Origin of the sequence: Staphylococcus sp. AS1337, assembly GCF_051408735.1 — a bacterium.
GTDB classification, from domain to species: domain Bacteria; phylum Bacillota; class Bacilli; order Staphylococcales; family Staphylococcaceae; genus Staphylococcus; species Staphylococcus xylosus_B.
Genome location: NZ_JBOIHZ010000002.1, coordinates 365,317 through 379,450, shown reverse-complemented (window position 1 = coordinate 379,450; position 14,134 = coordinate 365,317). Strand labels below are relative to the sequence as shown.

The window sequence follows — 14,134 nt, the reverse complement described above, 5'->3', positions numbered from 1 at the left end:
ATAATGCACATTATTGTAATCGCTTACATTTTATTGGTCGTGAATTTGTGAAATCTCCACTTTGCCTATAATTGTAATCAGATATTAAAACCAATGTTTATAACCTAGTTCTAATAAATAATCTCGACTTGTAACTAAGCAATCATAAGGATCGGCACCATACAATTCATCTTGTTCAACGAAGAAGTATTCACTACCACTTTTTAACCCAACTTCAATAATGTCTTTTAAAGGTAAGGTACCTTCACCTAGTTCTGCAAATTGCGTAATCATATGTAGCATATAGTATATCTTTTCATGACCTTCACCAGGATATTGATCCATGTCTATTTCGCCTACGCGAAAATCTTTTAAATGGATTGCGCGAATTCGTTGCGCATAATTTGGTATAACGTCTATAGGATTAAGACCAGCTCTCCATATCCAGTGTACATCTAATTCGAATCCTAAATTCTCTGTATTATCGCGCATTAAATCAAGCATAAATTGTCCGTCATAGCGAACAAATTCAAGATTGTGTGCGTGATAATATAAATCAATGCCTTCTGCTTTTAATCGTTGTGCATAATCATCGCAAATTTTTGCAAAGTTTAGTATACGGTCTTTTGACCCCATGTAATTCACCGGCAACATACCAATTCTTAATATATTGCAGTCAACTGCTTTACAATCTGCAACAATCTTTTCAAAATCATTTTGTAAAGTATCTCCAGGATATTTTTGATCAGGTGAAATATCTTCTACTCCACATGACATGGCAGCAATATTCATATCGAAATCTTTGATGGCTTTTTGCATTTCAGAAATGTTATGAGGGGTCATTTCAATTTGTGAGACTTCTACAGCTTGGTATCCAAGACCATGAATAGTTCGCAATACATTGTAGATCCCATCTTCTTTCACTTTTTGCTTTAACATCATCATCTGTACTCCAATTTGTGGTTTGGCCATATAAATCATCCTTTCATAATAATAAACTTTAAGTGTTATAATGTGAGTATAAATTATTAGAAAATTTTAAACATTGTAAAAAAAGATAAAAAGATTGTATTTTGAGCGGGAGGTCTATCAATGTTAGACGATGAAACATTTAAACTAAAATTTGATACTATTTCACTACCATTCGAGGGAGAATATGCAGTATGGCATAAAATTAGTGATGGCCACTTTGGTAATGAGCTACATTATCATGATCATTATGAAATTTTCTTTTCACTATCTGGAAATATGCTGTACACGATTGAGGGACAGCAATTTCAATTAGACGTGGGTTCTATGTTGGTAATTACACCGTACGAATTTCATCAGTTGAATGAACAGATGGAGGGACACGCTGAAAGAATTGGTCTGAGGTTCGATGCGCAGTTATTAGAGTCACTTTCCACTCCTGAATGTAATTTAATGCAATGTTTTGATACCAAATCACCTAACTTTAAACATTCACTACAGTTAACAGAAGTACAAAAACGGGAGCTTTATTATTTACTACAAGGCCTTTTGAATGAGCAAGAAAATAATAGATACGGCAAAAAACTAGCTGAAGAATCTATGTTGACTCAATTTTTCGTATTGCTCAACAGAGTTTCCATAGAAAATACTGAAGCAAAGATGGATGACGATCCACAAATGCAGTTAGTTAGACAAGTCTTAGATTATATGGAATTACACTATGCTGACCAGATATCTTTAGAAGATTTGGAAAAGAAATTCTATGTTAGTCGATATAAAATAACACAGTACTTTACACGAATAGTAGGATATCCTCCTTACCGCTATTTATTACAAATAAGGCTACAAAATGCACAAAGAATGTTAAAAAAAGGAGAAAGCCCTCAACAAGTAGCAGTTTTATGTGGATTTACTGATTATTCGAATTTTTATAGACGTTTTAAAACAATATACGGATGTAGTCCTAAAAGTTATTATCAACAACATTTAACAAATGGTTAAATAATATAGTGATAAGTCTACTTTACGAATATAGTTGTGGTCATTATAAATAATTTTGTGAGATGATTTCATTCCACAAAACGTTGTCATGAAGGTATTTAAGCATAACAAGCTCCCCTACCCCACCGGATACTACGTTATAACGTCTTTAAAAACGTTATAACGTAGTACTTTATATTGTTCTTTTTGTACGTTATATTGTAATATGAGGTGTTTTTAGGTGAAAGAAATCAATGACGTTATCGCAGAAAATCTAAAATTATATAGAAAACAAAATGGTTATTCATTAGAGTATTTATCAGTTCTTACAGAGGTAAGTAAAACGATGTTAGGACAAATTGAACGCAAAGAATCGATACCATCCATTACTACATTGTGGAAAATTGCTAACGGTTTAAAAGTATCTTTTGCGGAATTGACACAAGACAATGAAGAATTTGTAAAAAAAATTACGGTTCAAGACATACAACCTTTATTGTCACCTGAGCATAAATATAGCGTTTATCCTTACTTCAAATTTGATATTGCCAAAAAATTTGAAAGCCATATGGTTGTAATAGAGCCTGGAGGCGCCATGAATGGAGAACCACATGGCTCAAGTGCAAATGAATATATTACTGTATTTGATGGTACATTGACCCTTGTATTGGGTGACGAACGAGTTGTTGTGAAAACAAATGAATCAATAAAGTTTAATGGGAACACGTTTCATAAATATTTAAACGAGCATGAGACAACAATGAGACTGAACATGGTCATTCATTATTAAATTAAAGAGTGCCTACGCAATTTTATGTGTAGGCACTCTCTTTTACTGTGTATGTTTTCGTATGTACTTCCTAATCATCATTTATTACATAAAGTTAATAAAATATTAGATTTAGAATTTGTTTATGAACTTTCAGTATTATCTTCTTTTCATGTTTTCTTTGCCTATTATAAAATAAACTAGCAATAAACCTATGCAAGTAGTAATTAATGAATAAACTATTTTCCCTAAAATGTGTTCAGGTGGCGGGATAATATAAAAAGCTGTGCACATGACTAATGACATAATGATACCAAATTTTAAAGCATTTTAAAAAGTTATAAAATCATTCCTTTTACAAATAATTTTAAACCTATATCTTACATTACATAATAACAATTTTATATTGTGAATGTTTTATAATTCCGAAAGTGTGTGTTTTAAATTCCTAAGTGTTAAATATTTAGAATTTGTATTTTAAAGGCGTTTTTAACGTTATAATAGAATTTCTGACGCCCAACCCTACGAATTTGAAAATTGTGCCTATATGCCACTCTCTTTTGCTTTCTAAGTTTTTTGATATATAACTTTATACAAATTAGATGGTTTTTGATCAGGACTTTTAAAATTATATATAACTATAAAAATACAACGACGCTGAACGCCGTTGTATTAGGGTTAGTAAACTATTTTGTGTTGTGGATTAAGATTCTAATAGTAAATCTTCTGGATTTTCAATTAATTCTTTAATTGTTTTTAAGAAACCTACAGCTTCTTTACCATCAATGATTCTGTGGTCATAGCTTAAAGCGATGTACATCATTGGACGATTTTCAATTGTATCTGCATCGATAGCAATTGGACGAGTTATAATTGAATGCATACCTAAAATCGCAGCTTGACTACCGTTGATGATAGGTGTAGACATCATTGAACCAAAGATACCGCCATTTGTAATTGTAAATGATCCGTTAACCATATCATCTAAACCAAGTTTTTTGTCACGCGCTTTTTTAGCTAAATTACCAATTTCATCTTCAATTTCGGCAAAGTTTTTCTTATCGCAATCTCTAACAAACGGTACAAGTAAACCGTCTTCTGTAGAAACTGCAACACCGATATCATAATATTGTTTAGTAATCATGTCATCGCCATCAATTTCAGCATTTACTTCTGGATATTTTTTCAACGCTGCTACAGCTGCTTTTGTAAAGAATGACATGAAACCAAGTTTCGTACCTTCATGGTCCTTGATGAATTGTTCTTTCTTACGTTTACGTAAGTCCATAACATTTGTCATATCGATTTCGTTAAAAGTAGTTAACATAGCTGTATTATTAGATACTTCTAATAATTTTTTGGCAGCTGTCTTCTTACGACGAGACATTTTTTCTCTAATAACTGGTTTTGATGGGTTTTGTTGCGTTGGTTTTTTAGTTTCTTCTTTAGCAGCTGGTTGTGATTGTTGGGTATTTGATTGTTGTTGACTTTGATCAACATGAGATTTTCTCACTACATCGTTAGAAGATGGTGATACTTCAGATAAATCAATACCTTTTTCACGGGCATATTTACGAGCAGATGGTGTAGCATTTACTCGTTGTCCATTATCTTGTGATGACATATCTGATTTACTTTCAGTTGATTCAGATGATTGTTGTTCTTTATTTGAATTGTCAGTTGCTTTTGTATCTTCTTGTTTCGTTGATGACTCGGAAGTATTATTACCGCTACCTTCTCCAACAACTGCGATTGATTGACCAACTTCTACAGTGTCGCCTTCATTAGCCAATAGCTCTTGAAGCACGCCTGCTTCTTCTGAAACAACTTCTACATTCACTTTGTCTGTTTCTAATTCAACAATAGCTTCACCTTTGTCTACGCTATCACCGACTTGTTTTAACCATTCTGCAATGGTACCTTCTGTTATGGATTCTGCTAATTCTGGAACTTTTACCTCTGGCATGCTTAACTTCCCCCTAGTTAATGTTTGTACTTTGTTCGATTATCATATTTTGTACGAGTTTGTGAATTTCACCATCACCTTCAGCGGGAGCTGAACGTTGGATGCGACCGTGATAACTTAAATCATATTTATCAGTTGTTAATTCTTTTAGATAAGGATAAACGAATGACCATGCACCTTGGTTCTTAGGTTCTTCTTGTACCCAAGCTACATTTTCTAAATTAGGTAATTCGTTTAATAATGCATTAATTTCATCAGCAGGGAAAGGATAAAGTCTTTCTACTGCTACGATTAAAATAGAATCATTCGGATTTTTAGCCAAATACTCTTTTAAATCAATAAACATTTTACCTGATGCTAAAATAACTTTTTTCACTGATGCTTTATCGTGATCTTCTGCTAAAATTGGTTCGAATTTACCAGAAGTAAATTTACTGATAGGATCTGCAACAGTCTTATTACGTAATAAACTCTTCGGTGACATAACTACTAATGGTCTCATAGACTGTGTACCAAGATTAGCTGCCTGTGCACGTAATAAATGGAAATAGTTACTTGAACTAGATAAATTAACGATAGTTGAATTATTTTCCCCAGCTAATTGTAAAAATCTTTCTAAACGTGCAGATGAATGTTCTGGACCTTGTCCTTCAAATGAATGAGGCAAGAATAAAGTTAGTCCTGAACGTTCGCCCCATTTAGCGCGTGAACTAAATAAGAAGTTGTCAAAAATCATTTGAGCCATATTTGAGAAGTCCCCGTATTGTGCTTCCCAAATAGTCATACATGATTTATTTTGCACATTATAGCCATATTCAAAACCTACAACAGCAGCTTCTGATAATGGAGAGTTACGCACTTCAAATGTTGCTTTTTGATCAGGAACATTGTGTAATGGTACATATTGTTCTCCAGTTTCTGGGTCATGTAACACAGCGTGACGGTGACTAAAAGTACCACGTTCACTATCTTGACCAGTTAAACGTATTGGTGTTCCATTTTGAGTGATAGTTGCAAAAGCTAATTGTTCTGCTTGAGCCCAGTCAACTAATCCATCTTCACTTTCAAATGGCTCTTTACGTTTCTCTAGTACTTTATTTAGCTTCTTCAATACATTGAAGTTTGGCGGATAAGTAAGCATTGCATCATTAATTTCTTTTAACTGTTCAAAGCTTAATTGCGAATCGTCATTTTGTATTGGTTCTGCTAAACTTTCAGGCCTTTGCATTTCTGGGTTGTCCATTTTGTCGTTTTTATCAATTTTGTCATGAGCAGTTCTTAAAGTTTTTTGAACTTCGTCAATGATATTATTCATTTCATCTTCTGAAATTATATTTTCGCTGACAAGTTGTTTTCCGTATAAGATTTCAACTGACTCATGTTTACGTATTTCATGATATGGTAGTGGATTTGTAATTGATGGTTCATCCATTTCATTATGACCGTAGCGACGGTAACCTACTAAATCGATAACTACATCTTTATGGAATTCTTTCCTAAATGCCATTGCAATTTCAATTGCTTCAATCGTTGCCTCGACATTATCAGCATTTACATGCATGATTGGAACGTCGTATCCTTTTGCAACATCTGAAGAATAAGTTGTAGAACGGCCATCTTGCGGTTCGGTTGTAAAGCCTATACGGTTATTTGTAATAATGTGTAGTGAACCACCTGTTGAATAACTATCTAAGTTACCTAAGTTCATAGCTTCAAAATTAATACCTTGTCCAGGATAAGCGGCGTCACCATGAATTAATATAGGCATAGATTTTTTAAATTCCGTAGTTACTGAGCCTGGTTTATCAGTTGTATCTTGATTAGCACGTGTTTTACCAAGGACTACTGGTGATACGATTTCCAAATGACTTGGATTGTTCGCCAAGGAGATTTTTTGTTCAGTACCATATGATTGGGTTGTTTTCACACCACCAAGATGATATTTAACGTCACCAGACCAGCCGGATGTTAATTCTAAGCTACCATCTTTAGGTAAGAATTTCATCGGATCTGTGTGCATAAATTCAGAAATCATCATTTCATATGGCTTTTCTAAAACATGTGTTAAAACATTTAATCTACCACGATGGGCCATACCTATCTGGATATTTTGGATGCCTTCGTCGCTCGCAATTCTTAATGTTTGTTGTAGCATAGGTACCAAAGTATCTACACCTTCGATGGAGAAACGTTTAGCTCCAACAAAGTTTTTGTGTAAATACTTTTCAAAACCTTCAACGTGGGCTAAGTTTTTAAATAGTTCGATTTTTTGATTATCATTTAATGTTGCTTTGTATGGAGTTTCAATTCTACGCTTTAACCACACACGTTCTCTATTATTATTAATGTGGGTATATTCAAAGGCAATTGGACCTTTGTAACGTTTTTCCATACGTACAATTGCTTCATATGCATTATCATAAATGTCTTTAAAATGGTCAGAAACAATACCGGCTGAAATTGATTCAAGTGTTTCTTTGTCCAAATTAAAATCTTCTATTGTTAATTTGGGAACATTTTCTCTTTCAGGCCTATTAACTGGATAAATATCTGCCAACAAATGCCCATATTGACGAATATTATCGATAAGGCGCATAACACGTTTGATTGTGCTATCTCCCTTAGTTATGTTACTCTGACTTTCATTATTTGTTGTGATGTTTGCTTCACCGTTTTTAATTGTACTAAAAAGGACTTGCAAATCTTCAGGAACTGCACCAGGATCATTTAGATATATATCATATAAATCTAAAACATATCCAAGATTTGCTCCGAAATTTACAGGTGCCTCGGAAACCTGACTTTCGTTGCTCATTTTACACCCTCCACAAAATAGTTGAAACGCTTACAAATCAATAATAGCATTAAATATATACAAATTAAAGTACCAATAACTCACTAATACGAAAAAAGGAGGTGCAATATAAATCTAATTATAATAATAAGATTTATACCTCACCTCCAGTAAATATATACAATAGTGAAAAAATTCGTTGTAAGTGTATTTTGTATTCTTGGAAAGTGTCACAAGTACATTTTTTGAATAACAATAGATTAGAATTAACCCGCGCTGAATGTACCTTTAATATTAGTTTAGGTGTTTTTGTTTGTTGCTGTATTATTTTTTAAAAGTCAATAGAAGTATTATTAAAATGTAATTTTAAAAGTTGTATATTGACCTACTACACTATCTACTTGAATCTTACCATGATTTAATTCTATTATCTTTTTGGCGATTGATAGCCCTAATCCATTACCGCCTAGTTTACGTGAACGTGATTTATCTACCCTGTAAAATCTATCAAAGATAAATTCAATATCCTCCTTAGGAATACCAACACCATGATCTGTAATTTCTATAGATGTTTGTTTATTTCTTAACTTTGTCTGAATATGGATATGTTTGTTAACCTGATCATATTTCATTGCATTATCAATAAAAATAATCAAAACTTGTTCTAATTGATAGCGGTCGATTTTTATATTCAATGGCTTAGGAAATGCATCAAATTCAAAAGTATAATCTTCATGAAGTTGCTTCAATGATTTAATACGTGACGTAATTTCTGCATTGATTTCTACATTTTCAATGTTTCCATCTCGACTATTATTATTTTCTTTCGTAAGTAATAATAATTCTTCTACCAATTTTGTAATTCTAGACATTTCTTCTAACGATATATCTAAAGATTCTTCTAAAATAGCTGCATCTTTTTTCCCCCATCGATTGATCAAATTCAAATGACCTTGTATAATTTGTAAAGGCGTTCGAAGTTCATGTGAAGCATCTTCAACGAACTGTCTTTGCTGATTAAACGATTCTTCCAATTGAAACATCATTTCATTGAACGTAGCGATTAAGTTATCAGTTTCCTCGTAGTTTGTAGATAACTCAACTTTTTCTTGGAAGCCATCTCGACGTATTTGTTGCATTTTGTTAGACATCAATATTAAAGGTTTTGTGATTTGTGATGAAAAGAAATAACTAATAATTGCTGTAATAAACGTAGCGATTACCCCAAAGATTAATGCTATAAAGTAAAGAGAATTAACGAGTGCGTTGTAATCTTCCAAAGAATGTACAATCACACTATAACCGTTAAATTTTGGCGATTCTATATGGTCCGTTATTATTAAATAATCGGTGTTGTGATGTTTTTTAATCACAATATTATTTCTATCTTTAGGAACTACTTCTGGTGAGAAGGTAATTGATTTGTCGTTTGAAGTTTCGATTAATTTTTTTTCATCATCATTAAATAGAATCACTTTTTGAAAATTTCCTAATGAAGCATTTAAATCCAAGGGCGTTATATGATCAATATTTTTTGATTCAAATAATTGAACAATATCATCAGAACTACGATTAGCTTCGCTTAATTCGTTATGTCTGAGTGAGCTACTTAAAAAGAATATAATAATTAGACTAAATACAAATATAGTTAAAAATGTAATGGTTGTAGTAATCATCATCCATTTAGTTTTTAATTTACGCTGTTTCATTGTCTAATCACATACCCAACGCCACGAACAGTTTCTATACATTTATCTTTACCAAATGGTTTGAGTTTATTTCTTAAATAACGTATATAAACATCAACGACGTTTGTTTCTACTTCTGTGTCATATCCCCATACATCCGTAATAATTTGTTCCCTTTGTAATACGTGATTTTTATTATCTGCTAATAGATATAATAAATCATACTCTGTTTTAGTTAAATCTAAAGATTGGCCATCGACGGTTACCTTAAATGCATCTTTATCAATGATAATACCTTTAATATCAATCACATTTTTTTGTGGCTGGCGTCGTAACATAGCGCGAATTCTAGCTAATAATTCTTCTATATCAAATGGTTTTACTATATAATCATCTGCGCCGTAATCTAATCCAGCTACTTTATCATACGTATCACTTTTTGCTGTAATAATGATTATAGGCGTTGTTTGTTGTTGACGAATTTGCCTACATATTTCTAGGCCATTTATACTTGGTAACATTAAATCTAAGAGAATTAGATCATAATCATTAGTTAATGCTTTATTTAAACCAGGTTGTCCATCATATTCAATATCGACCTCATAGTTTTCATGCTCAAGTTCAAGTTCAATAAAACGAGCAAGATTTTGTTCATCTTCTACTATTAAAATTTTTGTCATAAGTAGCACCTCAAGTTATATATTATATGAAATAGTTAATTGTAGAAAGTCATTGCTAAAAATAATTATATATTAAAAGTCCTTATGAATTAATACGATCGATGCTAATTTACAGAGTTTTCTTACGAAATTAAAAAATTTCGGAAATTCAATTGACAATCATTCTCAGTATTGTATAATGTAATTGAAAATGATTATCAATTCCAAAAGTAAGACATTCCCCCCCACACATATTTCGTTCTTATTTGGATTGATCATTTTCAAAAATATCCCCTTTTATATGCCCGTAAAAGACTAACGTTGCGAGACAACGTGAATATAAAAACCGGTTTTACTTTGTAAAATCGGTTTTTATAATAAATTTTGACACATATTAGACAGTTAGATGATTACATTATCATTTAACTGTCTTTTTACGTTGAGAATTTCTCAGTTTATATTATTTAAATCATTTCATTTAAGTTATTGCTCTATTAAGATAATGCAAAAATGCTCTCTGCAAAGTTTGAACTTTTCGGAGAGCACTTGATTAACAGGAATTAAATTTGTAATTTGTGACGTAATATTAATGTTGATAGAATTACGCAGAATGCGCCACCGATAATACCTGCAATGATATCGGTAGGATAATGGACACCAAGATACACACGCGATGTTGAAATCATAATGATAAATAAAGCAGATAAACCAACCATGAAGGCTTTTGATCTACCTTTCATTGTTCGATTGGCAATATACATGGCGCTTCCAAAAAAAGCTGCAGAGCCCATTGCATGTCCACTTGGAAAACTGAAACCTGAGATGTCTATTAGCCTAAGTAATGTTGGACGTTCTCTATCAAAGATATTTTTTAATAAAGGATTTAGTGTACTTGATAACCCCATAGCAATTGCAAAAAATAGTGCTTCGATATTTAGGCGTTTTAACATTAAATAAGCTATTAATAAAAGCGATAAACAAACCATTGCCCATACTTCTCCAATTTTAGTAACACCAAGAAAAATAGTTGTAGTGATAAAACTTTCAGAAGAATATATAAATTCATACACTTCGTTATCAATCCACTTACCTAGCCTAGATTCGTGGAAGAATGCAATGATGCCAAATATTAACGTGAAAATGATGAGTAAAGATATTCTTTTCCAACGACTCATTGCATAACCTCCTTATTAACTTAATGCGTCTTTAATTATTTTTCTAAATAAGTCTTGTCGCGTGAAACTTTCTTTATATGTTTGCATTTGATTAATTATTGTATCACGATTAGTTTCAATATCATTTAATTGATCTATTAATTTTTGTTCGGTTAAAGCATCTTCAGGGATTGTCTTACCAAAACCTTTAGTTTCAAAGTTCTTAGCATTATCAATTTGATCACCTCGTGATTGATCGAGTCCTAATGGTATTAAAAGCATCGGTATACGAAGGGCTAAGAATTCGTAAATTGCATTTGAACCAGCGCGACTAATTACTGTATCAGTAATAGCAAGTAAATCAGTTAAATCATCTTTAACAAAGTCAAATTGAATATAATCTTTTTGATTCGTATATTGTTCATCGATTAGCCCTTTACCTGTTAAATGAATAATTTGATAAGAAGCCTGCAAAGCATCAAGGTTTTCTCTAATGATACTATTAAGCTTTTTACTTCCTAAACTACCGCCCATAACTAATAGTACCTTTTTGTTATCTTTGAACTCTGTGAGTTGATAACCTCTCTTTTTATCTCCAGTTTTAAGATCTTCCCTAACAGTTGCACCTACAAAATCTGCTTTTTCTTTAGGTAAAAATTGTAGGGTATCTTCAAATGTAGTATAAATCTTTTTAGCAAATTTGAGCGAAATTTTATTTGCTAGACCTGGTGTTAAATCAGATTCATGTATAATAGTAGGAATCTTTAAAGATTTAGCTGCTATAACTACAGGTACAGAAACAAACCCACCTTTAGAAAATAATAAATCAGGTTTTTCCTTTTTTAATACACTTCTCGCGTCTAATATACCCTTTAAAACTTTAAATACGTCTTTGATATTATCCCATGATATATATCGTCTCAATTTACCGCTAGATATCGAATGATATTTAATAGAAGGTAACTGAGATTCGATCATTTCACGTTCAATGCCTTTTTTTGAACCGATATAAAAGGCTTCGTAACCTTCTTCGAGTGCAGTTGGAATTAAACTTAAATTAACTGATACATGACCAACTGTGCCTCCACCGGTAAATGCGATTTTCGTCATATTATTACCTCTATTCTTCTAATTTTTTATAATAGGCATAAAATGGTGCCCCTTTATTAAAAGGATGATAATCAATCTCTATTTCGCCTACTTTATTAAATCCAAACTTACTAAATAGACCTTGCGCACGCTTATTTAATGCAAAAGTATCTGTCAATATCACATGAATATCATGATCAAGTGCAAGATTAACTGCAAAATCAAATAATTGTGTTGCAGCCCCTTTATAGCTTGCTGAACCGGCAAGTCTATGAATGACATATGCACCTTGTCTATTAACAGGCCATTCTAAATTATCATACCACTCTGCTTGTTCTTGGTCGACAACTATAAACGCAAAAATTTCATCATTTTCTTCTATTACAAAGAGTGCTTCTTTCTCTATATCTTTCTTAAAATGTTCTTCTAAAGGATAGTGCTCATCCCACTGATTATTGTTATCTTGTTGCATAGTTGCTTTAGCTTCTTCAACAATATTTAATATACTTAACAAATCATTTTTGTTAGCAATTCTAATCATGAAACTTATACCTCTCTAATTTTAATTTATTGTTTTTAAAAGTTTATTGAGTACAGTATCTTCTTTATTTGCCTTATTTACTAATTGTTGTGTGAACTTCTCATTTGTTTCTTTATTAAAAGTGCCATTCACTTTTAAGTCATTTTCTTTTTGGAATGACTTAATTGCAGTTTCTAGTGAGCTATCAAACTCATTGGATTCATTTGACGTCTTATGACCTAATGCAGTTAAACCTACTTTTATTGTTTTAACATTTTTATCATTATCACCCAAGTGGTACGTTTTATCATTAGGAATGACATTTAAAGATTGATATGCTGGTTCGCTTATTTTAGTATCAGGTTCAATACCTTTGCCATGTATATAATGAGATTTTGGTGTTAACCATTTCATATTAGTGAATTTTAATAAGGAGCCATCATCAAATTCGTGTGTTGTTTGAACAATACCTTTACCGAATGTTTTAGCACCATAAACTTTTGCCTTATCATAGTCTTTCATAGCGCCAGTAAAAACTTCTGATGCGCTGGCTGATCCTTTATTAACTAAAATAGATACGTCCATATCATTTGCTTCTTTTAAGGCATCATTTGAAGTCTGTATCTTTTCTTTGTGTTTGCCTTTTTCAAGTTGAACTACAGTTTCTCCCTTATCTATGAAAATATTAGCCATTTTTACAGCCTCATCTAAAAGGCCCCCAGGATTATTGCGTAAATCTAAAACGATTTTACGTACACCATCTTTATGTGCTTTAATCAATGATGATTTTAGTTCGCCAGAAGTACTATTTTGAAATTTATTAATTGTAAAGACACCCACATTTTTATGTTTTTCATATTCAACGCTTTTTACATGGATTTTATCACGTTTAATTGTAATATCATGCGTTTGATTAGCTCGTTCAATAGTTAAAGTAACGTCTGTACCTTGTTTGCCTCTCACTTTTTTAACAATAGCCTCTAAAGGTTGTCCTTTTATGGATTTACCATCCACTTTTTTAACGATATCTTTTGGTTGAATACCTGCTTTTTCTGCTGGTGATTGTTTCATCGGACTTGTAATTTCAATTTTATCACCTTTTTTTTGCATTTCTGCGCCAATACCAACAAAATCACCAGAAACATCTTCATTAAATGATTTTGTTTCATCCTTTGTCATGTAATCTGAATAAGGATCATCTAAATCTTTTACCATACCATCAATTGCTGCAGAAGAAAGTTTTTCAGGATTTGTATCTTTGTAATATTCATTGTTTAAAGTTTTATAAACTTCTTCTATCTTTTGTACTTCATGCCTTTGGTTGCTTGTTAAACCACTTTTCCAATTACCTATCCATATTGTAGCGAAAACAGTAATTACTGCTGTAATAAGTATGGTAGCTAATAATAGTAAAATGAAATAACTGCGTTTGAATTTAAAGGTTTTTGAATTTGTTTGTTGATCTTTATCTTCGTTAGCATCAATATTTTGTTCGTTTATGTCTTTATGATCTGACATTTAATCACTTCCAATACATATGTAAAAATAAAATCTATCCATTTGTCA

Annotated in this window: 11 protein-coding genes; 2 read left to right on the top strand and 9 right to left on the bottom strand. The window is 32.0% G+C overall.

Features of this window, described 5'->3' with window-relative positions; all coding sequences use genetic code 11:
• Positions 1-84: 84 nt before the first annotated feature.
• Positions 85-951: a sugar phosphate isomerase/epimerase family protein gene (locus ACSUE0_RS04570; protein ID WP_436956277.1), complete on the bottom strand. Its 867-nt coding sequence runs from the start codon at positions 949-951 to the stop codon at positions 85-87.
• Positions 952-1,071: 120 nt separating this feature from the next.
• Between ACSUE0_RS04570 and ACSUE0_RS04565 the strand changes: the two genes are divergently transcribed.
• Both ACSUE0_RS04565 and ACSUE0_RS04560 read left to right on the top strand, forming a co-directional pair.
• The gene (locus ACSUE0_RS04565) at positions 1,072-1,950 is read left to right on the top strand and encodes an AraC family transcriptional regulator (protein WP_436956275.1); all 879 of its coding nucleotides are present in this window, start codon (positions 1,072-1,074) and stop codon (positions 1,948-1,950) included.
• 220 nt (positions 1,951-2,170) lie between these two features.
• On the top strand, positions 2,171-2,719 hold the full coding sequence (locus tag ACSUE0_RS04560) for a helix-turn-helix domain-containing protein (protein WP_436956273.1): 549 nt from the start codon (positions 2,171-2,173) through the stop codon (positions 2,717-2,719).
• Positions 2,720-3,401: 682 nt separating this feature from the next.
• On the opposite strand, the gene sucB is transcribed toward ACSUE0_RS04560, so the two are convergent.
• From sucB to ACSUE0_RS04520, 8 genes are all read right to left on the bottom strand, one after another.
• Positions 3,402-4,664, bottom strand: a complete 1,263-nt coding sequence (gene sucB / locus ACSUE0_RS04555; RefSeq protein WP_119614869.1) for a dihydrolipoyllysine-residue succinyltransferase — start codon at positions 4,662-4,664, stop codon at positions 3,402-3,404.
• Between the two features lie 13 nt (positions 4,665-4,677).
• Positions 4,678-7,479 (bottom strand): 2-oxoglutarate dehydrogenase E1 component, encoded by a 2,802-nt coding sequence (locus ACSUE0_RS04550; RefSeq protein WP_119614868.1) that lies wholly within the window; start codon positions 7,477-7,479, stop codon positions 4,678-4,680.
• A gap of 332 nt (positions 7,480-7,811) precedes the next feature.
• A complete protein-coding gene (locus ACSUE0_RS04545; protein ID WP_119614867.1) occupies positions 7,812-9,167 on the bottom strand; it encodes a HAMP domain-containing sensor histidine kinase in 1,356 nt (451 codons plus the stop codon).
• Positions 9,164-9,826: a response regulator transcription factor gene (locus tag ACSUE0_RS04540; protein WP_436956270.1), complete on the bottom strand. Its 663-nt coding sequence runs from the start codon at positions 9,824-9,826 to the stop codon at positions 9,164-9,166. Before ACSUE0_RS04540 ends, ACSUE0_RS04545 begins: the two co-directional genes overlap by 4 nt.
• A gap of 539 nt (positions 9,827-10,365) precedes the next feature.
• Complete coding sequence (locus ACSUE0_RS04535) at positions 10,366-10,980, bottom strand: phosphatase PAP2 family protein (protein ID WP_119614865.1); 615 nt, start codon at positions 10,978-10,980, stop codon at positions 10,366-10,368.
• A 15-nt stretch (positions 10,981-10,995) separates the two neighbouring features.
• Positions 10,996-12,069, bottom strand: coding sequence for an undecaprenyldiphospho-muramoylpentapeptide beta-N-acetylglucosaminyltransferase (locus ACSUE0_RS04530; RefSeq protein ID WP_119614864.1), 1,074 nt, complete (start codon positions 12,067-12,069; stop codon positions 10,996-10,998).
• A 10-nt stretch (positions 12,070-12,079) separates the two neighbouring features.
• Positions 12,080-12,589, bottom strand: coding sequence for a GNAT family N-acetyltransferase (locus ACSUE0_RS04525; RefSeq protein ID WP_119614863.1), 510 nt, complete (start codon positions 12,587-12,589; stop codon positions 12,080-12,082).
• A gap of 21 nt (positions 12,590-12,610) precedes the next feature.
• On the bottom strand, positions 12,611-14,086 hold the full coding sequence (locus ACSUE0_RS04520) for a S41 family peptidase (protein ID WP_436956267.1): 1,476 nt from the start codon (positions 14,084-14,086) through the stop codon (positions 12,611-12,613).
• Positions 14,087-14,134: the final 48 nt, after the last annotated feature.

Excerpts from the sequence above, each read along its gene's own strand:
- ACSUE0_RS04570 (WP_436956277.1), bottom strand. The coding sequence starts at position 951 with ATGGCCAAACCACAAATTGGAGTACAGATGATGATGTTAAAGCAAAAA.
- ACSUE0_RS04565 (WP_436956275.1), top strand. The coding sequence starts at position 1,072 with ATGTTAGACGATGAAACATTTAAACTAAAATTTGATACTATTTCACTA.
- sucB (WP_119614869.1), bottom strand. The coding sequence starts at position 4,664 with ATGCCAGAGGTAAAAGTTCCAGAATTAGCAGAATCCATAACAGAAGGT.
- ACSUE0_RS04550 (WP_119614868.1), bottom strand. The coding sequence starts at position 7,479 with ATGAGCAACGAAAGTCAGGTTTCCGAGGCACCTGTAAATTTCGGAGCA.
- ACSUE0_RS04545 (WP_119614867.1), bottom strand. The coding sequence starts at position 9,167 with ATGAAACAGCGTAAATTAAAAACTAAATGGATGATGATTACTACAACC.
- ACSUE0_RS04540 (WP_436956270.1), bottom strand. The coding sequence starts at position 9,826 with ATGACAAAAATTTTAATAGTAGAAGATGAACAAAATCTTGCTCGTTTT.
- ACSUE0_RS04535 (WP_119614865.1), bottom strand. The coding sequence starts at position 10,980 with ATGAGTCGTTGGAAAAGAATATCTTTACTCATCATTTTCACGTTAATA.
- ACSUE0_RS04530 (WP_119614864.1), bottom strand. The coding sequence starts at position 12,069 with ATGACGAAAATCGCATTTACCGGTGGAGGCACAGTTGGTCATGTATCA.
- ACSUE0_RS04525 (WP_119614863.1), bottom strand. The coding sequence starts at position 12,589 with ATGATTAGAATTGCTAACAAAAATGATTTGTTAAGTATATTAAATATT.
- ACSUE0_RS04520 (WP_436956267.1), bottom strand. The coding sequence starts at position 14,086 with ATGTCAGATCATAAAGACATAAACGAACAAAATATTGATGCTAACGAA.